This window comes from Paenibacillus sp. FSL H7-0737 (assembly GCF_000758545.1).
In the GTDB taxonomy this organism is placed as follows: domain Bacteria; phylum Bacillota; class Bacilli; order Paenibacillales; family Paenibacillaceae; genus Paenibacillus_AQ.
This window is the reverse complement of sequence record NZ_CP009279.1, coordinates 303,488-328,770: the sequence shown is the minus strand read 5'-3', so window position 1 is coordinate 328,770 and position 25,283 is coordinate 303,488. Positions and strand designations below refer to the sequence as shown.

The window sequence follows — 25,283 nt, the reverse complement described above, 5'->3', positions numbered from 1 at the left end:
CGAAGGTTATTGCGCCTTTAAAATAACAAAGATAATCTAATCTGGAGGTTGTCTACTACTACCTCAACAGGGCCGTTTTCTGTATCTTCATTCCTCACGAGAGGAATGGTAACGATATAAGGTTCGGGAAATAATCCATTCAAGAACTCCGGAGTAAGTTTAAGCACAAAGGTATTCTCACCGTTCCGCTCCAGTACATAATCTGTATCTTCTAGTGAAGATGGATCTCCCTCAGAATATTCATAATGATATCTAATCTCCCCTACATCATAACCCAGCGAATGGATGATAAATTCTGGTGCTTCACCTTCACCTATAGGGCCAGTATGGTTAAAATAACTCGGAGTGATCATTCCCTTGTAGGTAAAACCGCCATCTGCTATCAGTTGATCCTCTTCCTGTACTTCACCCCCGGAAAGGGCATTCTTTAACAAACCGCCGTTCACCTTGATTTGAACGAAAGAGCTATAAGGAAGTGATTCACGCAGCTGAATGTGAAGCTTATTCTCTCGAATATATACCTCACCTAAATCGAGCTTGTCCTCACTTTGATTCAAAGTAACACTCACCCCATCCCTCGCAGCATTAGGATTAGAGTCATCTGTGATATTAAAGACTAATGGTGCAGTAAACGGCAAAACAATCTCATTATCACGGACGAGATAGTCATAGATATGTTCTCTAAATTCCTGCTGGTCTAACTCAGGCGCACCTAGTGGCTTTGGTGTTGGCTCCGGTGTTGGTACCGGCGATGGTGTTGGTGTTGGTGTTGGTGTTGGTGTTGGTGTTGCCGTTGCCGTTGCCGTTGGTGTTGGTGTTGGCGTTGCCGTTGCCGTTGGTGTCGGCGTTGGTGTTGGTTCCAGCGTCGGCGTTGCTGTTGGCTCCGGCGTCGGTGTTGACGTCGGCTCCGGTGTCGGCGTTGGTGTAGGTCTCATCGGCGGTGTTGGTCTCGTCATATCTAAGGGAGCTGAACTAGATAGATCATAGTGAATCTGAGGTGGAATTGTTGGAATAGGCGGACTTGAGTGAACGGGCATAGTGGCTTTGATTTGCTCGAGTAGTTGCTCGATTTTTTTCTTAGCCGATTCGAATTCCAATACCTCTTCTTCGTTCAGATATTTCAAATGCTGCTCTAGCGCAAATTGTGGTAATGCATTTAGGGACAACTGCGACTCTATCCATTGTTGATTCTCCATAATTAACTGCTGGGAGGCTGTTATCATACGCTCAATCAGCGTGGGATCAATAGTCGAAACTACATGAACTGTTCCTTCCAGAACTCCCAGATAATCGCCGTTATTCCCTATCCCATTATTAAGGACTACGTTACCTTGGCTATTAACGCTAACAAAAAACTCTGTACCCATAACGCCCATAATAGCCGTTGGTGTCTCAATCTCAAAGCGAGAATCGCCATCCAGTTTCTTTTTCACCTTGATCAGGACTTGCCCGTTTTGCAGCTTCAGGCTTGTTTTCCCACCCAATGCCTTTGCGCTTTCTACTAATTGGCTAATGGTAAGCGTAGTGCTAGCTCCGATCGTAACTTCTTTGTTAGCATCAAGATCGAGGCTAATTTGCCCATCATTGCCTGTTATAATCGTATCACCTTGGATAATCGCCATTCCTTTAAAAGCGTTGAATTTCTTCGTTCCACCGCTCTTTTTCACTTCAGACTTGCCTGAGACCGCAGTTATTTTCCCAACTTTGACGCTATCCTTCGCCTCTGTGACAACTGCTGGCCAAAGAATACTGAACAACAGCATAAACGACAGTGTAAGCTTTAACGACCTCATCTCAATCCCTCCAGTTCATAGACACTGATTCCTTGTTCCTTGCCCTTTACCTTGATCTCTCCTAATGAAACGGCTGATACTCTATCTTTTACAAAAGCGTAGGTAGCCTCACTGATGAGGATTTGTCCAGGCTTCGCATTGCTTTCCAGACGGGCTGCCGTGTTGACGGTGTCGCCAATCGCTGTATAATCCATCCGGGTCTTGGAGCCGATATTCCCGAATACAGCTGGACCAGTATGCACCCCGATACCGAATTTCACTACAAGACCAAACCGTTCGAACAGCTTTTGTTCCACCGCAGCCGAGCCTTCCTTCATCGCCCACGCCGCCTTCACCGCTTGCATTGGATGATCCTCCAGCAGCAATGGAGCATTAAAGATCGCCATCGTGGCATCCCCGATAAACTTGTCCAGCGTGCCATCATACTTAAAAATACAACCCGCAGTCAGATCCAGATACTCATTCAAAATCTCAACAATCTCCTCTGGTTCAGCAGCCTCCGACAACGGAGTGAACCCGCGAATATCAACGAATAACAAGGTTAGCTCTCTGCGGCTTCCTCCCAGCTTCAGCCCTTCTTTACCGTTCTTGAGAATTTGATCGACAACCTGCGGGGCAACATATCGACCAAAAATATCCGTAACTCTACGTTTCTCCATCAGTTCTTCTAAATATTGAAAAGCTATTACGATAATACAACTAACGATTAGAAAGGGAATCACATAACCCAGTGAAATTACTATCCCTTGGTCATAGAAAAAACGACCTGCAAAGATAAGAAGGGCAATGATGACCACAATGACCACATAGGAATATAGCATCTTCACTTTACGGAATAGTAGATAGGCTAGGAGCGCAACAAAAAGCAACACTACCTCGTTCCACTTCCAATCCAGTACCCGCTTATAATTATCGTCCAGTAGAGATTGAATGATATTTGCATGAATTTCCACACCATATAACGTATTTTTTCCGCTAATTGGTGTTAGGAAGTCATCCTTAAACCCTGTAGCATAGGGCCCTATAAGCACAATTCTATTCTCAAAATAAGATGGTGGAACCTCTCCGCTAAGAACCGCCGAATAAGGAATCTCCTCAAAGTCGCCATTGCCACCTGAATAAGGGATATAAAAGCGCCCAAAGTCATCCAGTGGGAGTTTCTGCGGATCAGCAGTGTCCCCCATCGCCTCTCGATATTTCTGGTAGACCGTCCATGACAAGCTGTGAATAGACTCCCCTTCATAGTCAAAAGAATAAAGAGCCTTACGCACCACTCGATCAGTATCCGTAATAGTATTGATATGGGCGGTTGCAGCCGCAGCCTTCCGCAAAGCCTCAAACGGCTGGGATAGCTCCAGCGCTTCGATCTTTCCCTGCTCGGTATTTGGCGCAAATGTGCCATATACCGGCAAAACTACATTCCCCGCACGGGCCACAGCCGCAGCGAATTCTGTATCCGCCTCCGGGTCCTCCGAGCCTACAGGGAACGTAAGGTCAAAACCGATCACTGCTGGATGTCCCTCGGAGAGCGTATCTAACAGCTGTGCATGAACATTTCTGCTCCACGGCCAGCTGCCAAAGTCCTCCAAGCTCTGATCGTCTATCCCGATGATAGCAATCGTAGTATCCACAGACCGCTCGTGCTGCATCACGCGGTCTTGTAACAGATGATCAATGGAGTCAAGACTCCCTCTATACAGTAGAACCGCAAAAATCACCGTAAGTAGAAGCAAAATATGTGCTAACTTTACTCTCAAGGTTCGTTTCTCCAATCTATGTATTATGGAATGAGTCCGAGCCAGCGCTATAATAAGCGTTCAAATACGTTGGTAATTGATAAGCAAAGAAGAAGGGGGCAGTGGATAACAGAATAAGGAATATAAGCAATCATGGATGAATACCCATTCCTGCGCCAATTGGAAGAAGTGCCGTAAACAAGGAGAATAACTGCCGGATCATCGTGAATAACTAGTGTAACAACGAAAGATATCATTATGACTGCCAGCAGGAAGCTAGATTATGTCTATTAAAAATTTATTCAAAAATATTATATATGAAAAATCATATGAATAGTAAGAATTTCCTGCTTTGCTAGAAGAAAAGGAATATAGAGTGCAAAAAATGACAAAGGCAGGCCAGAGTTACCTCTGCCTGCCTTTGCCATACTATTCTTATAAATTGATTATTCCATATAACAGTTTTGCAATTTCAGCACGGGTTACTTTGCCACGAGGATCGAAATGATTGTCGCCCTTACCGTCAAGGATTCCCTTAGCTTTCAATTCACTTACCGCTTGCTTCGCCCACTCTGATACGCTGTTCATATCCTTAAAGCTTGCAGTAGCAGCAATGGAAGACTGCACTCCAGCTTTGTATTGTATCAATTTCTGCAGGACAACAGCCGCTTCTTCACGTGTAATTGCATCTTTAGGACGGAACTTGCCATCACTGCCTTGGATAAGTCCAAGCTGGACAGCTTTATCTATCGATGATGCATAATAAGCATCTTCTGATACATCTGCAAAAGCACCATTCCCCGTAGTTTCACTTGTCTCATTCAATCCGAGTGAACGAATGGCTAGTGTAACAAAATCTGCACGGGTTACATTCGCTTGTGGACCATAGTGCGTATCGTCGATACCCTTAATCACATGCTTAGCCGTCAGCTTGGAAATGTACGGCTCTGCCCAGTGACCAGCGGTATCACTAAATTGCTTATGGTATTCCAGTACCGCGAAGGAAGAGAAATGATCTGTTGTAAAGGTAACGGTATTGCCTTTAAACACTCCACCCAAATATTCCAAGATACTGCCATTTACATAATAGACACCCGCAAAATCTGTATCAAGCTTAGCAAGCTGTTCCTTCGTCAGCGTCAGGGTAATCGTAACAGCACCTTTAAACTGATGAATAGCCGTTTCTTTGCCGCCTGCTGTGGTACTGAGGTTCAGCGTCACGGTTGTCTTGGATGGACTCATTCCAGCGACATTGCTTTGTACAGCTGTCGTAGTTGTATCAACGCTCAGCAGCAGCATGTCACTTCCGGCCGGGATCGCTGGTAAAGAGCTTGTTGGTACGCTTAATGTAACGCTGGAAGATACAATATTCAGATTCAGCTTCTTGTCGGCAGCCTGTTGGATGCTCGTTGCATCAAGTGCAAGTTTAAACTGATCTTGAGTCAAAGCTCCTCCGCCTAAGCTAATCTTGATATTTCCACCTGTCGTAGCTTCCTCAATCAGCTTCTTCAAGGCTGACGGATCAGCTGTATACGTTCCATTACTTCCTAATGCCAGTTCAATGTTTCCTTTTCCCCCTCCAGGTGTGGCTGTAGGCGTTGGAGTCACTGTTGGCACTGGTAAAACTACTGGAGGTGCCGATGTCACCTCTGGTGCTGGTGTCGGCGTCACTTCTGGCGATGGCGATACCTCTGGGGTCGGCGTCGGTCTTACATCCTCTTTTCCAGTGTAGAAGCCCCAAATGTCTGAAAGCACACTACCAGAGTTATCATCCTCGACTTTTGTATACCACTGGTAGTAGCTTTCTGGATTAAGCTTACTCCAAGTGACCTGAGTCTCCGTACCGCTCTCTACTTGCTGTTGGGTCGCGATTGTCTGATCACTGTAAACCTTAACTCCAATGTAATCGGTAGCTACACGTTTGGTTACAGGCTGCAGATCGAGATCTAGTACGAACTCATCTTTGCCAGGGAACTCATTTTCATCATAATAATTATAATCATCCAAGTAAGGCGAATAAGTCTTCACACGAAGCTTGTTGTTAGCTATATCGAACTGAAGCAGACGAATATAACCAAGTCCACCCTCTTCGGCACCTTGATAATCTGCCAGCATTTGATATACACTGCGGTCCGCAATGCCATCTCCATTATCATCCAACTCATCTACCTTAAGCTCCGCATCATGATAATGACCGGACAAAGCTGCGATTACGTTCTTGTTAGGTTTTACAACCTTTTCAAAGATCGTATCGGCAATCGGTGCGCGGTTATTAGATACGAGCAGGTATTCATGAAGACAAAGAATCGCTTTACGTTCTGGATAACGAGCAACGATCTCATTCATCCATTCAATTTCTTCTTCAGCCAGTCCCCAGCCCATATATACGATAATGAAGTCATTTCCGTTCGCAGATACTAAATCATAATGGCCCCGGTTGTTGTCATAGGATCCGCCAAAGGTTGGCATGTCCTTAAATCTCCATTCCCCAAAGTATTGCCAGAATTTCGTGTAATCTCCGGTTTGATGGCCTACATCATGATTACCCGCAAGAACACCATATGGAATACCTGCATCCTCAAGTACCTTCATATCCCGATCGGCTTCTTCCCATTCATATTCCTGATAGGATTTGTCCACTACATCTCCGGTATGAATTACATATTTCAAGTTCAAATTATCCTTATTGTCGGCAATCCACTTTACATTTTTCTGATAAATGTAAGGGTAGCTTTGAGAATAATATTGCGTATCAGACATCCATACAAAAGAAAAATCATAGGTATCCTGCGTAACTGTAGGTGCAGTCTTAGTCGCGGACGCAATCTCATCCTGAACCATGACAGCAATGCTATGTCCGCTAGCGAATTCTCCAACAGTCACCGTAGATTTCAGTTCAAAATCCTCAGTACCAGCAATCAAATGATCCAGCAGTATCCACTTCTCTTCAGCAGGACTCCACGCGTAGAGACTTACTTTACGACCTGGAAGTGAATTACCCTTCCATTCAATATCCACACGATCTGAAGCCTTCACCGATTCATCCAGCTTAATTTCATAGCGCTGATATGGGAATTGCTCAACCGCATCGTTAATTAAGTACTGTCCGTCAACTGCACTTATTTTGCTGTATTCGTCACTGCTAAGCGCTTTTTCGCCCGCAGGAACGGATTGCTTCGGCGGTTCTGTATCCGATGCGTTCTTAAATCCAGTAAAACCTTGCTCTGGATGGTTACCATCGTACTTGAAGCCTCTATAGAAGGTAACATCCATCTTATCCTGATTAGGATCTTCAACCTTAACCTTCAAAGTTGGATTCGTGCCCACACCAATCTCCCAGTTCTGAGGTGAGATCAGGAGTGGTGCAAATGGATTTTCATTCGGTACGTGGAATGTAATTACCTTTTCCACCTGATTACCTATCTTATCCAATGCGGTGATAGAAAGCGTATGGTCTCCACCGGACAACTTTCCGGATGAAGTAGCATAAGGCAGTTCAATAACATTGCCGTCCAGCTTCACGCTAACTTTATCTACACCTGCGTAAGTATCCTTGATCTCAGCAGTAATTACGAAATTACCACGATAAGTTTTTCCATCTTCAATCGATGCTTTAATAGATGGTGGCGTGTTGTCTACAACTACGTTTGACGATACCTTGGATCCACCTTCGGTCACTGTTACTTTATGTTCTCCGTCCGTTACTTCTGTAGTATTCCAGTTATAAGCCTTCGAACGGAACAAATCAGATTTCAGATCGAACCGGAAGCCGATGGATTCATGCTTACCTGCGCTGTCCCCCATCTTAATTTCTTTATCACGTTCTGCATAAGCAGGGTCCCAAACTTCAGTACCGTCTGCAAGTAATAGGCGCACATTCTTTACTTCAAAATCATCTTTATTCTCCTCGGGACGAGGGTCAAAAGGCGATGATTTAGAGCCCGCCCGAATGTAGATCACATTATCCTTGCCCACTTGCAAAGCGGCAGAGGAGATCGGGAAGGTCAATGTCGTATACGTAGTAATCGGGTCCATAAAGGTGTATAGAATACTCGCATCCCCTAATTCTTCTGGTCCCATGGTGATACCGTTTTTGAAATAATAATCTACATTCTTCGCATCAAATACAAAGTAAGCATCATTCTCAAGCGCGGCATATACCTCGTTATTGCCAAGCACCTTATTGTCGATGCTCAGGCCCACTTCATCAGCCTTTGCGGTAGCAGAGGTTCCTTTTACCGTCATAGAGCCATTAATGAATTGCCCATCCTTCACATTCAAACGAAGTGATGATTGATCTGGACCACCCGTAATTTTCACTTTCATTACCGGAGATTCAGTCTCATTTGTGCCATCGGAAACGACGAAATAATACTGTATTTCATTTCTGCCGATCAAATCAGCAGACGACAATTTATAATGATACAAGCTATCGTTAAAGTCTTGGGATAAATTATGGCTGACAAAATCAGGCTGCTTATCCGAAGCTACCCTTACTTCTACAGACGTAACAGCTTTATTGTCATCCGCGAAAGCCTTCAAATCCAGACTCATCGACTGATCAATCTCCGTTACAGCAGTCAGATCATTTACCGTCGGATTTTCGGTATCCGGATCCACATGGATCGGTGTGTTAGGAAGCAGTGCAACATCTACCTGCCCTGGTGACGGAACCGCTGATCCTGTGCTAATCTTGAGCATTTTACTTTGCCCATTCACAGGATACTTGTATAGAAGGGCTTTATTTTCTTTGGTGTCGTCACCTTTAGCCCCACCATCATAGGTAAGATCAGCATCATAATACGCAGAGGAGATTTCTTTCTCGGTATTACTTTTGATTACGACGGCCCGGCGGCCAGAGTTGGCCATCCCATCGCTTTTGATTTGAAAGAGATTCGTGCCATCCATCAAATTAGTGTTGAATTCCGCATTAAAATCACTAGCGGTGTATGTACTGTTAGCACTATTAATAACCCAAAACACTACGGAATGCTGTGCAGGAATTACAAAACTCTCTTTCGTAGAGGGCCACTTCACATCGGAAGCATTGCCTTTATCAGGATAGCGATAATAGATCTTGTAGTTTTTAAAATCAATCGGTGCATCAGTATTGTTATATACCTCAATGAATTCAAAAGCATCGCTGCTCGTACCTTTTACATTCGTCGAATTTGGCAGCAGCTCTGTAATTAACAGCGGCGGCACATTACTCGAATCGAATGCAGGCAGGTTCACATGAACAGAATAGCTCTCTGTTACATTGTTTACACGAATGCTGTAGTGCAGTTCTGGTTCTTCCAGTGCAGCCGCAGGAATCACGGCCGTATATTCCCCCTCGCCTTTTGAGGTCATGGTGATTACCGTATCTTTCACCTGAGAAGGAGAGCCGTATTGCAACTTCACTACCGGTAGCGTTCCGTCTGGTCCAATCTCTAGGTTCGTAATCTTCGCGGTGACGGGAAGATCCGCTGGATCCACACTGCTCTGCGAGTGGTGTTCAATTACCGGTTGCTTGTCTCCAGGTACTAGCTCAGGCAGTTGCTCTGGATCTACGGTTCCTGGTGTAGCCGCAACCGTTCCCGAAATCGCCATGAGACTCATCATAGAGCTGTCGGATTGCGAATACTTATAGAAAATCCCGTTGTTTTCCTTCACCTGTTCTTTTCCATAAGAAGCAGAGACAATAAGAGCATCTCCTGCTTTACTTTTAATTTGTAAGTTGCGCGCAGAAGCGTTGGCCATACCACCGCCACCGTTAATACGGAACAGGTTTACACCTTCCTGAAGAGATGCAGAAGGATTAAAGTTTTTGATGAAATCCTCGGCAGGAACACTCAGATTATTGCCGTTCATAATCCAGAAGACGATATTTCCATGCGCCGGTATGACCGCATCGCCGTTTGGTGTCCAAGTATCTTTGTCATTATAAAAGAAATAATAATCCTTAAAGTTAACCGGCTCGTCCGTATTATTGTAAACCTCAACAAATTCGTAACCATCTATAGAGCTACCATCCGCGCCTTTTACATTTTTAGTATCTGGAACAACCTCTGTAATAAGTAAAGAGCCTGGATTGGTTGGTGTCGCGTATACATCTGTCATTACAGTCGGTTGACTTAAAAGCGTGTTGAGCTCAACCTGTTCATCAAAATGTGCTCCTAATTCGGAAGATGTCTGCTCCGTATCCGGCTGCTGTTCTTCCGCATATCCTGCTGGAACCATGATCCCCAACATCAGACTACTTGCAATTACGCTGGATAGAAAACGTTTAGCTTTTGCTGTTATTCTCAAAACTCCGAACACTCCCCGTAAGTTTGATTGTGACCCTTCTGCATAAATATGCAATTTAGATCATCTGGAAATTATACTAGGGGTATATTATCGCTATATCATTTCAATGTTAAATCTTTAGGTTATCTTAAATATTGTTTAAGCTTCAGCTCAGCTTTCCGGGTTATAATAGAAATAAGTTAAACCACAACCATCACAGACACTTTCAACAGAAACCATAGAACGTTATTCGTAAAATAAGAAAAGAGGACTCTAATGGATATAAAAAGAGTGATTATAGTAGGAACCGTAGTTATAGTAATGTCTTTCGGAAATGCTTGGAGTAGCCTTACTGCTAACGCAAGCTCGTCAACTCAATGGTCCACCACAAGTGTTGCGGATAAAGACGAATTATTATTGAAAGCCCTTAACCAACCCACAGATGATGATCTGTACGATGCCTTATATGACGGCAAATCACTTCAAGATATTGCAATAGAACAAAACACAGATATTGAAGATGTGATCGATCTACAGGTAACCCAGCTAACGGAACAGCTAGATTCACGACTAGCTTCCGGAAATATTACAGCCGAGCAGTATGCAGCACACAAAGCGGAGCTGAGGGACATCGTTACGGAGAGCGTTCTCACTTCTTTCGGCTAAGAAAGATACATACATTGGCCGTACAACATTTCTCCGCGCCCAAGCTATAACGCCTTGGGCGTCCCTAATGGACGGTAAGCGTTTATGCGAGAAATATAAGGATAATATATAGCTTGGAGATTATAAATTCTTATATTTAAATAAAGAGGGTGATCCGAAAGCCATTGAATGGCTATCGGATCACCCTCTTCGTATATTCAACGCTATTAAACTGAATTCCTAAGTCTCTATCTTGTTATCTCTATTGATCTCCAGTATATCCAGGAAGAATACAAAAATTGGAATGCCGAGAATTAGACCCCATACGCCCATATAGTGCTCAGAGAAGAGAAGTACGATAAAAGTGTAGAACATAGGCAGGTTCATTTTGGATGACATCAGTTTTGGATTTAAGAAGTAACCCTCAACAAAATGTAGTATGGCGATCATAACCAATACATATATCGTCATTGCTATACCACCAATGTTGTAACCAATAATACAAAGTGGTATTAAGGAGATCACAAAGCCTACAACTGGAATCAAACTAAGCAGGAAGATCATAATCGATAAGGCGAATAGATACGGAAAACCTAAGATCCAGAGTCCAATCACCGTAAAGCATGTATTAAACAGCGCGATCAGAATTTGCGCTTCGATCACTTTACCAAACGATGAGATGAATTTTCTACCGAAATACTCAAGCTCAACATAGAACCAGGAAATCTTGCTCTCTTTAAGACGGGCAGTGAAACTGACAATTCTGTTCTTCTCAAGGATAAAGACAAAGCTCAGAATGGTGGATAATACGAAGCTTGTGCCCCAATTACTTATTTTCAGGACGTATTCAAGACCATCTTTCACATAAGACTGGTAGTTCAAATCCTTAAGCTGGGCAAATAAATACTGCACGATTTCGTTCTGCGGAATGTTTGCAGGGGTTAAACTGGTCAGAAAATTAGTTAACTGCTTTATCTGTGTGAAGACCTTCGGTAAATAATTCACTAAGGTCACTACGATCAGAGCAATCAGAGCTAAATACAAAATAACAATAATGACTTTACTGTTGACCGCAACATATTTATTGATTCGCTTCGTGAGCAGCACCTGAAAGCTGTTCATTACATAAGCAATCAGAAATGTTAACAGTACTAAATTGAGCATATCTCTAATACTGAATAGCAGCAGGGCAACCAGCCCCAAAATAAAAAAACGCCGGACCGTTAAATTCGCGTAATAACGCTTAAATACTTCCATCTGTTCTCTCCATTCGCCTACCAATTAGTACTCTAATTATAGTCTACAGTAAGGAATTCACTTATAGCAACTAGTGATTCGCCCAAATTGGCGAAATTTCTCACTTTTTGTAAACTCCTAATGAACATAGGGAAAGCTGATATCCATTCCATACATTTCCTTAGCCGTTTATGAGCCTCCCGTTGTGTTCATTAACTTAACGATTCGACTCTTCTGATCGTAGTTGAGATCAATATGTAGATCCTTGCATAATTGTATAAACGGAACCATCAGGGTCCCTTTCCTCATTTCGGGCGCACTTCCTATCAGAGCTACTCTTTGGTTATTCAAGGTTAATTCCATAGGTGAATCTATATGTTTAACCTGCTCAAGAGTTTGGACTGCAGTTAGACTCTGACTTCCCCCGTTGATCCGGGAGGCATTCCGGTCCGTTCTCGCATTGATCCCATCCTGGATTTTAAATGTTAGCGAAATTCCGAGTGAATCACATGCCGATAGCAATCGGTCATTGTATGATCCATAAGGAAAGGCAATCGCTGAATCGGTATTCCCCAGCTCTTCCTTCAGTCTTTGCTCCGCCTTGGCTAAATCACGAGTAACTCTGCTGTAGTACTCCGTATTCATTTCGTTTCTGTTCTCATCATCGATATATAACAAAGCACTGGCGGCTGGCCGCTCCCCACCCTCAGCATCCACGATACCATAATGGTGTAAATCGTACGTGTGACTATAGAATCCCATTCCGTCCCGCTTCATTTCCCGCATCTGCTCCCAATTGAGCTTCGGCACACTATTCGGATCTGGGTGATCAATCGTAGATACGATAACAAAATTCACTGCCGTATAGCCATATTTTTTGAGAATAGGAAAAGCCAACTCATAAAAGCTCTCATATCCATCATCAAAAGTCAGCAGCACCGCATTATCTGGAACCGTGCCTCCATTCAGCATAAATTCACGGTATTGTTCCATCGTAATCACGTGAAACCCTTCTTGCTTCAGCAGGTTCATTTGATCATCAAACCGATCGGCAGATAAGATCCAAGGAAACTGCGGCATTGGCTTCTCTGAAAGATGATGGTACATCAGCACAGCTACATGGTCTCTATAGTAAATACCTTTCGGAAGTGCCCCCTGCTTCTGCCAGCCGATATGCATATTAAGGGCCTGTTCTGCTGCAGCCTTGGGAATCATTAGCTCATCAGGCGAGCCCGGATATGTAGCTACTGTCTTAATGATTTGACCGTTCACATCTATAGTAACTGCAGAAGACTCGTGTTGATTGTTGAAAATAGCAGCAAGACTTATTAGCAGAACAATGACTAAAAGTATCATATATTTTTTCGTATGCAATCTCTGAATCTCCTTAAAAAGATCTTTTATTCACTATGTAACTACATATTTGGTGACAGTTCCACCTACTTTTGGTTACATTTTCTTTTTTATTTTGTTTCTTATCATAAAAATAGGAGGCGAACCCTAAGCCTGAACTGGCTTAAGGAACACCTCCCTCACATGGAGATCTATATATAATTATGTACATCTATGTGTAATTGTAGACGGTCTAGGACCTTCTCTTGTCTACAAAGTAATTTTCTTCCCCTAGCTCGTCCACAAACTGCTGCAGCCAATCATAATATTGAACGGCATGCTCCAGCTTCTCCAGATCCTTCAGGCAGAATTGCCGCTCCTCCTCAGGCGTATCCACGGCATGAACCAATCCCTCCAGCTCAGGAATAACAACATCCAAGGCTTGCCTCATGACATCAATCTCCCGCTGCAGCTTCATTCCAAAAAAGTTCTTAAAGGTCTGAAAAAAATCTGTTTCCACTGCATACAGATCCTTTCGCTCCCGCTTCTCCTCCAGCTTGGTCACCATTTTGGAAGCCATCAAAGATCGGACTCCATAGCTCATATTACTCTTACTCATATTCATCACATTCTTCATCTCTTCAAGCGTCATCGGCCGGTCTTCAAAGAACATAATTCCATACAGCTGCCCGAATGAGTAATTGGCACCATATAAGTCCATCGTCTGAGCAATTGCATCAATCATCGGACGCAGCAGCTGCTCGCGTGGAGATAAGTCTCTATTCTCTTCACCAAAGGCTACCTGTTTCATAGCTGCACCTTCATTCCACTTAGAATCTACCTTCTATTTTACACAAAATAGCAACTACTTTCGCTAATCTCTTAAATTTTTACATAATCTCGCATCGATCTTTACGCCCGCTTGACCACGCAGCTGCTCGATGAGTGTACAATTTTTTTTGAACGGAGGAGCTTTCCTCAGAATTATACCGCAAAAAACAGAAGATGGAATGGGGTATCGACAGAATAATGAAACGCACAAGATTTATAGGTGAGTTGAAACCGGTGCTCTTCACCTTGCCGGCAATGATTCCATTCGTGGTATTTTGGCTCGCGCCATTACTTTATGTATTTTATCTCAGCTTTACTGAGTGGGACTTCATGAGCCCCGAGAAAACCTTTGTCGGACTAACCAACTATCTGGATCTGTTCAGCAATCCCGCCTTCTATAAAGCGCTAAGAGTAACCTTGTTATTCTGTGCGGGAAGTGTACTGCCCGTTATTCTGATCGGACTTGGACTAGCACTCCTGATGAATGGGAAGCTGAAAGGCTCCACCCTCTATCAGGTACTTCTTTTCTCCCCTTGGGTCACGCCGACCGTGGCGGTATCCATTGTCTGGTCCTGGATTTACGAACCTGAAATCGGTCTTGCCAATACTGTACTTGATCTATTCGGTCTAGAAAAAATCGGCTGGCTTCAAGATCCTAAATGGGCACTGCTCGGCGTTCTGCTCGTGACGATATGGAAATCGGTAGGCTGGGCGATGATTTTTTACTTGGTGGCACTACGCAATGTCCCTACCGATCTGCTGGAAGCCGCTGAACTGGATGGAGCAAATGCTGTTCAAAAATTCAGCCGTATTACTTTACCGCTAATCTCGCCAACGACACTGTTTCTGTTCATCGTACAGATCATCGGTGCCTTACAGGCATACGACCAGATTAACGTACTCACACAAGGTGGACCGTCGGGATCAACACGTACCCTGCTCTATATGTATTATCAGTCTGCCTTTGAAGCCTTTCAGATTGGAGAAGCCTCTAGTGTCGCAATGATTCTGGTATTTATATGTATGCTGCTCTCCGTAATCTCACTAGAGGTTAGTAAACGGACAACCCATTATCAATAACTACTGCTGTAAAGGAGATCGACTGATGAATGCAACGACCGTACGAGTGGGCAAACTGGCCCGCCATCTATTTTTTGCAGCTATTGCACTGATCATGGCCTTCCCCTTCTATTGGATGGTCACCAGCGCCTTAAAAACCAATGATGAAATCTGGCAGTCTCCGCCGACGATCTGGCCGAAAGAGCCGCTGTGGGGTAACTTTTCAGCCGCCTGGCACGAAGCCCCTTTCTTTAGATATATGGGCAATAGCGTATTTGTCGCCGTCTCTATTGTTATTTTGCAGGTGATAAATTCCGGGATGATGGCCTATGCGCTTACGCATATGAAATTCCGCTTCAGAGGGCTGTTCGCAGGTGTCATTCTTTTCGGCTATATGGTCCCTGCCACCGCCGTTTATCTTCCCGGATATCTGGTATTGTCCCAGCTTCATCTACTGGATTCATATGCCGGGTTGATTCTATCTAACTGTGTAAGTGTCTTCTCCATCTTTCTAATTCGGCAAGCCTTCCTTCAGGTTCCCCATGAGCTGGTAGAGGCTGGAGAAGTGGATGGTTCCTCGCATATGCGGATTCTCTGGACCATTCTTGTACCCATTACACGGTCTTCCTTTGCTGTGCTAGCCCTGATCACCTTCATTGATCAGTACAATAACTATTTCTGGCCAATGCTCATCACCAAAGATCCTAATCTACAGCTGGTCTCGGCCGGTCTGCGTAGTTTCTTCACTCAAGGAGGTGCTTATGGATTGAAATGGCCGCTGATCATGGCCGCTAGCGCATTCACCATCGCCCCGTTGCTGCTAGTATTTCTACTAGCTCAGAAAACGATCATGCAAAGCGTCAACATGACCGCTGGTTCCAGCAAAGGATAAGCTAACTATTCTATTTAATAAGAGGAGAATGATGATGAACGTATTGAAGAGACTGTCCGCCCTATCTTTGGTTGCCGGATTTACAATGTTAACAGCTTGTGGAGGAAATGCGAGTACAGATAATGTTACAGCGGCAAATGGAGCTTCTTCCTCCCCCTCCGCAGAGGCTGCACCTACACAAAATGCACCGGTAACGATTGAGTTCTGGTATGGTCTCGGCGGTAAGCTTGGTGAGAATATGGAGGCACTGATTCAGAAATTTAATGCCTCCCAGCAAGAGGTCATTGTCAAAGGTATCGCGCAGGCAGACTACACTGAAACCGAGCAGAAGCTGCAAGCGGCCATTGCTACAGGAAAAGTGCCTGCTGCTGCTCTCTCCTCAAATGTAGATTGGGCCCGCAAAGGATATTTCGCTCCGATAGATGAGCTTATGGCATTGCAGCCAGATTTTAATAAAGAGGATTTTGTCCAAACCTTTCTAAATCAGGGCCAGGTTGATGGCAAGCAATACTTCCTGCCGATGTATGGAACAACACAGATTATGTACTATCGCAAAGATGCTTTTGAGAAGAACGGAATTGATGCGAGCACATTGAAGACTTGGGAAGACCTAGCTGCCGCAGCTGCGAAAATGACCGTGAAAGACGGCGGCAAAACCACCTTCTTCGGTTGGGAGCCTATGTGGGGTTCAGGGAACATGATTGATGCCGCGCTCAGCAAAGGAGGCACTATTCTTAGCGAGGATGGGAAACAAGTCATGATCGACTCTAAAGAGTGGATCGAAACCTGGGATTTGTTCCGCAAATGGATCCACGAGGATAAGATCATGCGGATTCATTCAGGGGGTCAAGGCTGGGAATATTGGTACAAAACAATTGATGATGTAATGAAGAATCAATCCGCAGGCTACACCGGCTCCAGTGGCGATCAAGGTGACCTCGACTTTAGCATTGTTTCTGCTATGGAGCAGCCAGGCTGGGCAGGGATTGGCGAGGGCAAACCCGTAGCCCAAGCACTGATGGCCGGCATTCTATCTAAAGCAAGCGACAGTGAGAAACAAGCGGCTATGAAATGGCTAACCTACTTCACAAATGCCGAGAATACTGCCTCTTGGTCCATTAATACTGGATATATTTCGGTGCGCCAATCCGCATTGCAAGACCCGGCGTTTGTGTCATTCAGTGAAAGCAATCCACAGATTAAGGTTCCGTTGATGCAAGCTTCTCATGGCTCTGCACCATTCCAAGATCCTACTGGCGGCAAAATCAACGATGCGCTGAAAATCGCCGCTGATAAGGTGCAAATTGAGAATATTCCTGCAGCACAGGCACTTAAGGAAGCACAGGAAACAGCGCAAGCAGCGCTTGATAAACTAAAATAAAGGCGGTGGAGTTCATGTCTGAGCTCATCACGCCACAAGGCAGATACGCTGTAGCAGCTATTCTATTCGACAAGGATGGTACGCTGCTCCAGTTCGTATCCCTCTGGGGCAGCTGGGGCGAGTGTTTTTTAGAGCGATTCACGAAGGATATGAAGCAAAGAGGACTACAGATTCCAGAAGAACAGCTCCCTGCATTAATGGGAACTATACACAATTCCCAAGGAAGCATTACCGATTATGATCGGAACGGACCCCTGGCTATGGGGACTATGAGTGATCTCTATGCCATCCTGTCATGGCAGGGTTATTTGCAAGGTTTATCGTGGGCGGAGTCCATGGAGCTTGTTCATCAGTGCCGTCTGGAAGCGGATGTTATGTTGGAAAAGAAACGCCCCGTTCACTCGTTGCCGGGTATTCATCGTTTTCTCGATGAGTGTGCGAGTGCTGGTATCCCTCTCGCCGTGGTGACCGCAGATGAAACAGATGCTGCAGAGAAACATCTCCAATGGCTCGGCATACGGCACTATTTCTCCGAGGTAATTGGAACAGACCTTGTGGATCAGGGTAAACCTTTCCCCGACATGGTGCAGCTTGCCTGCGAAAGGTTGGCCGTTGAACCCGCGCACACAGCAGTTATCGGTGATACTAATGGGGATATGCGAATGGCTAAAGCAGCGGGTGTGCAGATAGCTATAGGTATCACTGAAAATGAAGACATTAGTGCTTCATCGCATATTCTCCCGGATGCAGATCTCATTGTGCGATCTTACGCTGAACTCAGCATCGAGGTTACTTCCCTGTGAAAATAGAAGGAATTTGGACATGGATGTTTCTGATGCTAGCGATTGTGTTCGAACTCTCAGGGACCATCTCAATGAAAATATCTCAGGGGTTCACTCAGCTCTGGCCTTCCGTGCTCATGTTCCTGTTCTATGGAGCCAGCTTCACCTCCCTGAATTATGCCCTCACCTCTATTAAGGTAGGCGTTGCTTATGCGATATGGTCAGGGGCGGGAATCATCCTCATTTCTTTCATAGGAGCCCTATTTTTCGAAGAAAAGCTAACCCTGTCCTCCCTACTATGGATAGCCGTTATCATAACCGGGATCATAGGACTGAACATTAGCGGGAAGACGCACTAGTGAACAGCAAGAGTGTTTCATAGATTCATACGATGAAGGGGGATGCCTAAACATGAGTGCGAACACATTACCTGAAGAGAAGCCTGTTATTACCTTTCAGATCATCACGGATACGCATGTCACCGCTGACCGAAATCATGAGTACAATCTTAACTTTGAGCTGGCGCTCCGTGATATAGCCGCACATGGAAAAGGCAGCAGTGGGATTATGCATATCGGTGATGTCACAAACCATGGTTTTTCTGCTGAATATAAAGAAATGCTTCGTATCATTAATCAACATAAGGCTGACTTGCCCGACATTACTTTCACTTTAGGTAATCATGATGTAGGCCTCGGGATTTGGAAGTCTCGCTTAGGGATGTATACGTCACAGACTGGAATGTCTGGACCCTATCATGATCACTGGATTAATGGCTATCATTTTATTTTTCTAGGTACAGAAAAAGGATTGCCTAAATTCTGTCATCTTTCCTCTAAGCAGCTTGATTGGCTGGAGCATAAGCTTGGGGAGCAAGCTTCACCGGATCAGCCTATCTTTCTTTTCCTGCATCAACCGCTTAAAGATACAGTAGCTGGATCGTTAGAATCACAAGATTGGTATGGTGTCACTCAAGATAAGGAATTAAAAGAGATTCTTTCGAGACACCCCCAGACCTTGTTATTCACTGGTCACACCCATTGGGAGCTAGAGGTAGACAACACTATGCACCCTGGCCATGGAGAGATGGCAACGATGTTTAATGCTGCTTCTGTCGCCTACCTTTGGACAAACGAAGATAAGCATAAGACAGGCAGCCAAGGCTTCTATGTGGAAGTATATAGAGATAAAGTGCTTGTCCGGGGCAGAGACTTTAAGACAGGAACCTGGATTGAAGCTGCACAATATGAGGTTGCTTATACAGCAGTAAACGTATAATGAAACTCCCCGCAGCAAGCTGCGGGGAGTTTCATTCTGTGAATTACACGCAGAAGGATTAGCCGTACCGCCACGCTCTGCGTTATTCATCCCATGCTGCTAACAGCTTCGGAATGCCTTCTACAAGAAGCTTGTGGTATACCTCGGAAATATCTTCAATATCATCCGTATTCGCCACACCCAGCAGCGTCTGCATAACGATCCCGTCAATAGCTCCAATCAGCAATGAGGCAATGGCTTTATTGTATTTCCCGGGTTGTTTTTCGTACAATCGTTGTAACAGCTCCTCGGTATGACCAATCCATTTCTTATACTTAACTTTCAATTGATTGGAGATTTCCTCGTTCCCGAGTATCGCTTCCTGGGCAAGATAGAACTGCATTCGATTGTCATCTATTTTGTTAAAACGATCTTTCACATTCTCGCTGATTTGCTCAATAACTTCCCCGCGGCTATACTTCCCTTGCTGTACCTCCTCGGCAATTCTCGTAGATACGGATAGACTGCGATCCATCGCATCATAAAGAATCTCTTCTTTACTATTGTAATGATGATACAACGCCCCCGTGCTAAGCCCGGCTTCATCGGCAATTCTCCGCATAGTCGTACCCGCAATACCCATTCGATAGATAACACGATTCGTCGCCTCAATAATATGTAATTTTTTATCCTCAGACATAAACTCCCCGCCCAACTAAATCGCTTGTTGCGAATTATTTTTATATGAAAAGAGTACTGAATCTACTTTGTTTTTTGTGTGTTAATTAGCACAGACAGAACCAATTAATTCCTAATACAATAAAACCGAACAGTTGTTATGTTTATGAATTAACCAAGCTTTGTAGGGTTGAAGCTCAGTATCGGCACAAATTGATTACGCTTTCACAAAAAAGGAGGTTTATCATGGATATTCCTGCATGGCAGTACGGCGTTAGTATGATCGGCTACATAGTTCTGCTTCTTATTGTTGTCAGTATCATGCGCAAGCATTATAAGTTTGCCCACTGGTTCTGGATTGCTTCTTTACTAACCTTTCCCTTATGGCTTATGGGCGGTGTAGAAGGCTGGTTTCGGTGGGCAAAGATTTTAAGTGTAATTCTTCCTACGATATTTGTTGGATTCATTCGTATTGCTAACTACGAGAAACGAAAAGGACCGTTCTGGAATGGGTTACAGAAGGATTGGGTATTGTGGTTCGTATATGGCGTTCTATTCCTTAATATCATGGAAGCGACCATTAAAGACTTTACGATGGGGAATACGTTCAATGCGCTTACCGGCCTCCTATTATGTATAACCATCCCTTTTGCGCCAAAATATTGGAAAATTTCTACAGAATCACACGGCGATCTCATTGCATATACGACAATCGGCTGGAACTTCCTCTATACAACTTGGAATGCAGCCTTCGTCTATGCCGAGAGTCCGAAGTTCTTTGCAAGCTCGCTATGCATTCTTCTCGCAGCCGAGCTCTATCCCATCATCAAACGCCGCCCAGAACTCTACATCATTGCGCGGGTCTATACATTAGCGGCACATCTACTTCTACGTGCATGCTTCGTTAGCCTGTTCCCGACACTAATGGATGCTTCATCGTGGTACAATGCAGACGTCATGAACTATTGGGGAATCATCAACTTTATTATGATTGTTCCGTTTGTATTCTGGCATATGTGGCAGCTGCACACCGGCAAAGCAGAAATCAGCTTCCGGCGTGGCCGGATTGAAGTGAACTAACCAAGAACGCCCTTATCCTTTCCATGAGGAAAAGGTAAGGGCGTTCTTTCTTTATTTCTTCTCTGCTCGGAGAGGCTATCGTTGAATCGGCTCGATCCGGTAGCTTGCGTTAGCGCTGGCACCGTCTTCCACGCCGGCTCCACCGTGAATCTGCCAGCCGAATGACAGCACAGATTCCAGCCGGTTCTTCTCGGCTGTCGTCAATACTATTTCTATGGCTTCTTTACCCTCTTCAAGCTCCAACTCTGCCTCTTTACCAAGAACAACCCATATCCAGCTACGAATGCCACGAATCGTGTTGTACTTGATCTGATAGCCTGTCTTCACCGCTTGCTCGAACAATTCTGGCTGCTCCGCTTGTAAAGTGGTCAACTGCTTATAATCAAATTCGTATTCACTCTCGTCAACGGGCAAATCGCCCTCCGCCACTTTACGAAGAATATCCTCATTGGACCAGCCCAAAGCGCGAAGTGATTCTACCAGTAAAGCATCCCACTGGGATAACTTTACCCGGTTCAAACTGTCTGACATCCTGATTCCCCCCATACCTGTATATAGATTCTACTTATTCCGTGAAATCATAAGCAACATAATGACCCGGACTAACTTCCTGCAATGTAGAGGTCTCAGCCCTGCCGTACTCTGCCGAATATCCATCTAAAATAATTCTCTGATTAGCCCGCTTAGGGTCCGTCTCCAAAATCGAAGATAGCAGCGCCTTCGTATAAGGATGAATAGGGTTCTCGTATAGTTCGTCACTTTCGGCTACTTCTACGAGACGACCGCCATACATCACGCCAATCCGGTCCGAAATATGCCGTACCATCGACAGATCGTGCGCAACAAAGAGGTAGGTCAACCCAAATTCCGACTGCAAATCCTCCAGCATATTCACTACCTGAGCCTGAACAGATACATCCAGCGCTGAGATTGGTTCATCGCACACTACGAATTCAGGTTTCACAGATAATGCCCGAGCGATCGAAATCCGTTGGCGTTGCCCGCCACTGAATTCATGAGGAAAGCGATAAAGATGCTCTCTTTTTAAACCCACCTTATCCAGCAGTGCCGCAACAGCCTCTATACGCTCGTCGCCTTCGTGGATCCCGTGGATTTTCATAGGCTCACTGATCAGATCAAGTACATTCAGGCTTGGATTCAACGAGGAATATGGATCTTGAAAGATCGATTGAATCCGTCTGCGAAAAGGCTTAAGCTGCTTCTCTCCAAGCTTGCTCAGCGGCTGCCCGTCAAAAGACACTTCACCATCTGTATAGTCATACAATCGCAGCAAGCAGCGTCCAACCGTGGACTTGCCGCTCCCCGACTCTCCGACCAGTCCAAAGGTCTCCCCCTGACGAATCTGAAAGCTTACGCCATCTACCGCCTTAAGCACTGATGTGTTACGTCCCCATATATCCTTGCCTTTGGAGAAATGTTTCTTCAGATTATTTACGTCCACTAGAATCTTATTATCACTCAACAGAACCGCTCCCTTCAACACCAGCTACGGCTGGAGTCTCCTGCACACCGTCTGCCAGCCAGCACATCGAACGATGGCCAGGCGATAATTCGATGACCGGAGGACGTTCGCTGCAACGAGCAAAAGCATTAGGGCAACGTTCCATAAATGGACAGCCCGAAGGGGGATCCAGCAAATCCGGAGGTGTGCCTTCGATAGGGACAAGGCGTTCCCGCGACTTGCCGTCACGTTTTGGAATCGAGCGAAGCAGACCTTTCGTGTAAGGATGCTGTGGGCGATAAAAGATATCCTCTACCGTGCCCTCCTCCATCACAAGTCCACCATACATTACGATAACCCGTGTACATACCTGTGCTACCACACCCAAGTCATGGGTAATGAGCGCTACAGCTGTACTGGTATTATTTTTCAACTCTTTAAAAAGATCGAGAATTTGCGCCTGTATTGTTACATCGAGCGCAGTTGTCGGCTCATCCGCAATCAATAGCTCTGGCTTACAGGAAAGAGCCATGGCGATCATGACCCGCTGGCGCATCCCGCCGCTGAATTCATGCGGATATTGCTGCAGCCGCTGTTCAGGATTATTAATTCCTACCTGACGCAAGATGCTTGCTGCCTCTTTAAGCGCTTCTTGTTTATTTAAACCCCGATGCCGACGGATGACTTCCGTAAGCTGCTGGCCGATTTTTTTTACAGGATTAAGAGAGGTCATGGGGTCCTGAAACACCATTGCTATACGATTGCCGCGTAGCTTTCTCCACTCTTTTTCCGAAAGGTTCGATAAATTCTCACCCCGAAAATTAATATTTCCACCGATAATTTTACCCGGAGGTGTAATTAACGACATAATCGCCTTGGCAGTTACACTCTTCCCACTACCAGATTCTCCGACGATTCCTACCGTCTCACCAGCATCTATATGAAAGCTAACGCCGCGAACTGCTTGATTCTCTCCGTCCCTTGTATGGAACGAAACCTTCAAATCCTCGACAGACAATAGCCGTTCCGTCATGATGTCTTCACACTCCTATCTTCGGATCAGCTTCGGTTCAAAGCCTACCCGCAAAATATCACCCAAAACATTAAAGCTCAGTACCGTTAATAGTATCAATAATCCAGGGAATAAAGCCAGATATGGCGCTTGAGCGATATATCCCTGCGCATTGTTAAGCATACTGCCCCAAGTCGCATTCGGAGGCTGTACCCCGAACCCGAGGAAACTTAGGGACGACTCCATCATTATCGCCGAAGCGATATTATTCGTCGCACCTACAATGACAACAGGCACTAGCCCCGGAAGAATATGACGCCAAATAATTCCGAAATTGCTCTGTCCGGAGGCTTTTGCATAGAGTACATATTCGCGTTCCTTAATCGTCATCGTCTCTGCCCGAATGACACGGGCGATATTCATCCACATTAATAGAGCAATAATAATGATGATATTCCCAACACTCGGCTTCAGAAATACGCTAAGCAGCAGCAGAACTAAGAAAGAAGGAATGGACAGCACTACATCAAGCATCCGCATGAGAAGATTATCAACCCATCCGCCAAAGAATCCACTGATTACGCCCACCGTCACACCTATGCCTGTAGCAATGATCATTGAAGCAAAGCCAACTAGCAGTGATACCCGGCCACCATATAATGCGCGGGCAAAATAATCCCGGCCATAGTCATCCGTCCCGAACCAGTGATCGGCTCCCGGCGATTTCAGACGTGCCAGAACATCCATCGCATTCGGATCATGTCCAGATAAAAAAGCAAATATAGAGCCCAGTGAGAAGATGATTAAAGTAATGAGGGCTGCGACGCCCAATTTATTCGTAAATAGCTCATCTCCAACACTTTTCCATTTACTGCGATTCATGAGGTCACCTCGTTAATTTAATTCGTGGGTCCACGAAGCTATATAGAATATCCGCGACCAGATTACCGATGATCAGCATTAAAGAGGAGAATAGAGTAATTCCCATAATCACGGGGTAATCCATCCCTTTAACTGCAGTCATCCCCAAAGAGCCAATACCTGGCCATGAAAATACTGTTTCTGTAACAATTGCACCTGCCACCAGATCACCCATAGACATCCCGAGCAATGTAATTACAGGAAGCAACACATGCTTCATTACATGACGAAACAGAATCGTTGTCTTGTTAGATCCAAAAGCATATTGAATCTGCACGTACTCTTCTTTTAGCTGTCCAATGGTACTAGAGCGAATGTATCGCACATAACCAGCCAAGAATCCAAAAGCAAGCACGGTGCAAGGCAGGATACCATGCTTGAATACATCAAACGCCGATTCCACACCAATCGTTCGCATCCCCATAATAGGAAGCAGATGCAGCTTAATCGCGAATAAGTACATTAGTAAGATGGCAAGCCAAAACAAAGGCACGGATATTCCGACATAGGATAAGAAATTAATCAGCTTATCTACCCAGCGGTTCCGGTTTGCTCCAGCAATAAGACCGAGTGGAATCGCCAGCAAAACAGCGAGACCGATCGCAGAACCCATCAAACCTGCCGTTGCAGGCAGGCGTTCTAGAATTTGATCCAATACTGGCTGATGATTCACTAGGGAATAACCGAAATTCCCCTGCAATATTTCTTTAATCCAGATTAAATATTGAATGTAGGCTGGCTTATCCAGCCCAAGGTTATGCCGGATGCGCTCAATATCATCTGCGTGCATATTCGGCGTAACGAAGGATAATACCGGATCCCCCGGAGCCAGCTTAATCATCGCAAAGCACACAACCGAAACAAAAAACAACATCGGCAGGGTTTGCAGTAATCTTCGGACGATAAGTTGTCTCAT

At 44.9% G+C, this 25,283-nt stretch carries 20 protein-coding genes; 8 read left to right on the top strand and 12 right to left on the bottom strand.

Annotated features, from left to right (window positions below; genetic code table 11):
* Window positions 1-17 precede the first annotated feature (17 nt).
* The 3 genes from H70737_RS01490 to H70737_RS01480 form a co-directional block, all read right to left on the bottom strand.
* The gene (locus tag H70737_RS01490) at window positions 18-1,793 is read right to left on the bottom strand and encodes a FecR family protein (RefSeq protein ID WP_042184196.1); all 1,776 of its coding nucleotides are present in this window, start codon (window positions 1,791-1,793) and stop codon (window positions 18-20) included.
* Window positions 1,790-3,550, bottom strand: coding sequence for a CHASE2 domain-containing protein (locus H70737_RS01485; protein ID WP_052404116.1), 1,761 nt, complete (start codon window positions 3,548-3,550; stop codon window positions 1,790-1,792). Before H70737_RS01485 ends, H70737_RS01490 begins: the two co-directional genes overlap by 4 nt.
* Window positions 3,551-3,964: 414 nt before the next feature.
* Window positions 3,965-9,820: an S-layer homology domain-containing protein gene (locus H70737_RS01480; RefSeq protein ID WP_052404115.1), complete on the bottom strand. Its 5,856-nt coding sequence runs from the start codon at window positions 9,818-9,820 to the stop codon at window positions 3,965-3,967.
* Window positions 9,821-10,075: 255 nt separating this feature from the next.
* Here H70737_RS01480 and H70737_RS01475 point away from each other — a divergent pair, with 255 nt between their 5' ends.
* Window positions 10,076-10,465, top strand: a complete 390-nt coding sequence (locus H70737_RS01475; protein ID WP_042184194.1) for a hypothetical protein — start codon at window positions 10,076-10,078, stop codon at window positions 10,463-10,465.
* Window positions 10,466-10,684: 219 nt separating this feature from the next.
* Here the strand turns inward: H70737_RS01475 and H70737_RS01470 are convergent, their stop codons facing one another.
* From H70737_RS01470 to H70737_RS01460, 3 genes are all read right to left on the bottom strand, one after another.
* Window positions 10,685-11,701 carry an AI-2E family transporter gene (locus H70737_RS01470; protein WP_042184192.1) on the bottom strand — a complete coding sequence of 339 codons (1,017 nt, stop codon included), beginning with the start codon at window positions 11,699-11,701 and terminating at the stop codon, window positions 10,685-10,687.
* Between the two features lie 168 nt (window positions 11,702-11,869).
* Entirely contained in the window at window positions 11,870-13,054 is a 1,185-nt protein-coding gene (locus tag H70737_RS29580; RefSeq protein ID WP_052404114.1) for a polysaccharide deacetylase family protein, read from the bottom strand.
* A gap of 211 nt (window positions 13,055-13,265) precedes the next feature.
* Window positions 13,266-13,823, bottom strand: coding sequence for a GbsR/MarR family transcriptional regulator (locus tag H70737_RS01460; protein ID WP_042184190.1), 558 nt, complete (start codon window positions 13,821-13,823; stop codon window positions 13,266-13,268).
* Between the two features lie 218 nt (window positions 13,824-14,041).
* Here H70737_RS01460 and H70737_RS01455 point away from each other — a divergent pair, with 218 nt between their 5' ends.
* The 6 genes from H70737_RS01455 to H70737_RS01430 are packed head-to-tail and all read left to right on the top strand — an operon-like array spanning window position 14,042 to window position 19,235.
* Window positions 14,042-14,923, top strand: coding sequence for a carbohydrate ABC transporter permease (locus H70737_RS01455; RefSeq protein WP_042193124.1), 882 nt, complete (start codon window positions 14,042-14,044; stop codon window positions 14,921-14,923).
* 25 nt (window positions 14,924-14,948) lie between these two features.
* On the top strand, window positions 14,949-15,794 hold the full coding sequence (locus tag H70737_RS01450) for a carbohydrate ABC transporter permease (protein ID WP_042184188.1): 846 nt from the start codon (window positions 14,949-14,951) through the stop codon (window positions 15,792-15,794).
* A gap of 34 nt (window positions 15,795-15,828) precedes the next feature.
* Window positions 15,829-17,175: an ABC transporter substrate-binding protein gene (locus H70737_RS01445; RefSeq protein WP_081951003.1), complete on the top strand. Its 1,347-nt coding sequence runs from the start codon at window positions 15,829-15,831 to the stop codon at window positions 17,173-17,175.
* Window positions 17,176-17,189: 14 nt separating this feature from the next.
* Window positions 17,190-17,978, top strand: coding sequence for an HAD family hydrolase (locus H70737_RS01440; protein ID WP_042184184.1), 789 nt, complete (start codon window positions 17,190-17,192; stop codon window positions 17,976-17,978).
* Window positions 17,975-18,316 (top strand): DMT family transporter, encoded by a 342-nt coding sequence (locus H70737_RS01435; protein WP_442950246.1) that lies wholly within the window; start codon window positions 17,975-17,977, stop codon window positions 18,314-18,316. The genes H70737_RS01440 and H70737_RS01435 overlap by 4 nt, the downstream gene beginning before the upstream one ends.
* Window positions 18,317-18,368: 52 nt before the next feature.
* Window positions 18,369-19,235, top strand: coding sequence for a metallophosphoesterase family protein (locus H70737_RS01430; protein ID WP_042184182.1), 867 nt, complete (start codon window positions 18,369-18,371; stop codon window positions 19,233-19,235).
* Between the two features lie 82 nt (window positions 19,236-19,317).
* Here H70737_RS01430 and H70737_RS01425 read toward each other — a convergent pair whose 3' ends face one another.
* Complete coding sequence (locus H70737_RS01425) at window positions 19,318-19,914, bottom strand: TetR/AcrR family transcriptional regulator (RefSeq protein WP_042184180.1); 597 nt, start codon at window positions 19,912-19,914, stop codon at window positions 19,318-19,320.
* A gap of 224 nt (window positions 19,915-20,138) precedes the next feature.
* Between H70737_RS01425 and H70737_RS01420 the strand changes: the two genes are divergently transcribed.
* On the top strand, window positions 20,139-20,972 hold the full coding sequence (locus tag H70737_RS01420) for a hypothetical protein (protein ID WP_042184178.1): 834 nt from the start codon (window positions 20,139-20,141) through the stop codon (window positions 20,970-20,972).
* Between the two features lie 75 nt (window positions 20,973-21,047).
* On the opposite strand, the gene H70737_RS01415 is transcribed toward H70737_RS01420, so the two are convergent.
* Genes H70737_RS01415 through H70737_RS01395 form a run of 5 tightly spaced genes read right to left on the bottom strand, consistent with a single transcriptional unit; the run spans window position 21,048 to window position 25,283 of the window.
* Window positions 21,048-21,503, bottom strand: a complete 456-nt coding sequence (locus H70737_RS01415) for a hypothetical protein (protein ID WP_042184176.1) — start codon at window positions 21,501-21,503, stop codon at window positions 21,048-21,050.
* 34 nt (window positions 21,504-21,537) lie between these two features.
* Window positions 21,538-22,458 (bottom strand): ABC transporter ATP-binding protein, encoded by a 921-nt coding sequence (locus H70737_RS01410; RefSeq protein WP_143759515.1) that lies wholly within the window; start codon window positions 22,456-22,458, stop codon window positions 21,538-21,540.
* Window positions 22,448-23,467: an ABC transporter ATP-binding protein gene (locus H70737_RS01405; protein ID WP_042184174.1), complete on the bottom strand. Its 1,020-nt coding sequence runs from the start codon at window positions 23,465-23,467 to the stop codon at window positions 22,448-22,450. The genes H70737_RS01410 and H70737_RS01405 overlap by 11 nt, the downstream gene beginning before the upstream one ends.
* 15 nt (window positions 23,468-23,482) lie before the next feature.
* On the bottom strand, window positions 23,483-24,328 hold the full coding sequence (locus H70737_RS01400; RefSeq protein WP_042184173.1) for an ABC transporter permease: 846 nt from the start codon (window positions 24,326-24,328) through the stop codon (window positions 23,483-23,485).
* Between the two features lie 4 nt (window positions 24,329-24,332).
* Window positions 24,333-25,283, bottom strand: a complete 951-nt coding sequence (locus H70737_RS01395; RefSeq protein WP_042123467.1) for an ABC transporter permease — start codon at window positions 25,281-25,283, stop codon at window positions 24,333-24,335.

Excerpts from the sequence above, each read along its gene's own strand:
- H70737_RS01405 (WP_042184174.1), bottom strand. The coding sequence starts at position 23,467 with ATGACGGAACGGCTATTGTCTGTCGAGGATTTGAAGGTTTCGTTCCAT.
- H70737_RS01440 (WP_042184184.1), top strand. The coding sequence starts at position 17,190 with ATGTCTGAGCTCATCACGCCACAAGGCAGATACGCTGTAGCAGCTATT.
- H70737_RS01400 (WP_042184173.1), bottom strand. The coding sequence starts at position 24,328 with ATGAATCGCAGTAAATGGAAAAGTGTTGGAGATGAGCTATTTACGAAT.
- H70737_RS01425 (WP_042184180.1), bottom strand. The coding sequence starts at position 19,914 with ATGTCTGAGGATAAAAAATTACATATTATTGAGGCGACGAATCGTGTT.
- H70737_RS01395 (WP_042123467.1), bottom strand. The coding sequence starts at position 25,283 with ATGAGACAACTTATCGTCCGAAGATTACTGCAAACCCTGCCGATGTTG.
- H70737_RS01475 (WP_042184194.1), top strand. The coding sequence starts at position 10,076 with ATGGATATAAAAAGAGTGATTATAGTAGGAACCGTAGTTATAGTAATG.
- H70737_RS01460 (WP_042184190.1), bottom strand. The coding sequence starts at position 13,823 with ATGAAACAGGTAGCCTTTGGTGAAGAGAATAGAGACTTATCTCCACGC.
- H70737_RS01455 (WP_042193124.1), top strand. The coding sequence starts at position 14,042 with ATGAAACGCACAAGATTTATAGGTGAGTTGAAACCGGTGCTCTTCACC.
- H70737_RS01445 (WP_081951003.1), top strand. The coding sequence starts at position 15,829 with ATGAACGTATTGAAGAGACTGTCCGCCCTATCTTTGGTTGCCGGATTT.
- H70737_RS01415 (WP_042184176.1), bottom strand. The coding sequence starts at position 21,503 with ATGTCAGACAGTTTGAACCGGGTAAAGTTATCCCAGTGGGATGCTTTA.
- H70737_RS01420 (WP_042184178.1), top strand. The coding sequence starts at position 20,139 with ATGGATATTCCTGCATGGCAGTACGGCGTTAGTATGATCGGCTACATA.
- H70737_RS01430 (WP_042184182.1), top strand. The coding sequence starts at position 18,369 with ATGAGTGCGAACACATTACCTGAAGAGAAGCCTGTTATTACCTTTCAG.
- H70737_RS01450 (WP_042184188.1), top strand. The coding sequence starts at position 14,949 with ATGAATGCAACGACCGTACGAGTGGGCAAACTGGCCCGCCATCTATTT.
- H70737_RS01470 (WP_042184192.1), bottom strand. The coding sequence starts at position 11,701 with ATGGAAGTATTTAAGCGTTATTACGCGAATTTAACGGTCCGGCGTTTT.
- H70737_RS01490 (WP_042184196.1), bottom strand. The coding sequence starts at position 1,793 with ATGAGGTCGTTAAAGCTTACACTGTCGTTTATGCTGTTGTTCAGTATT.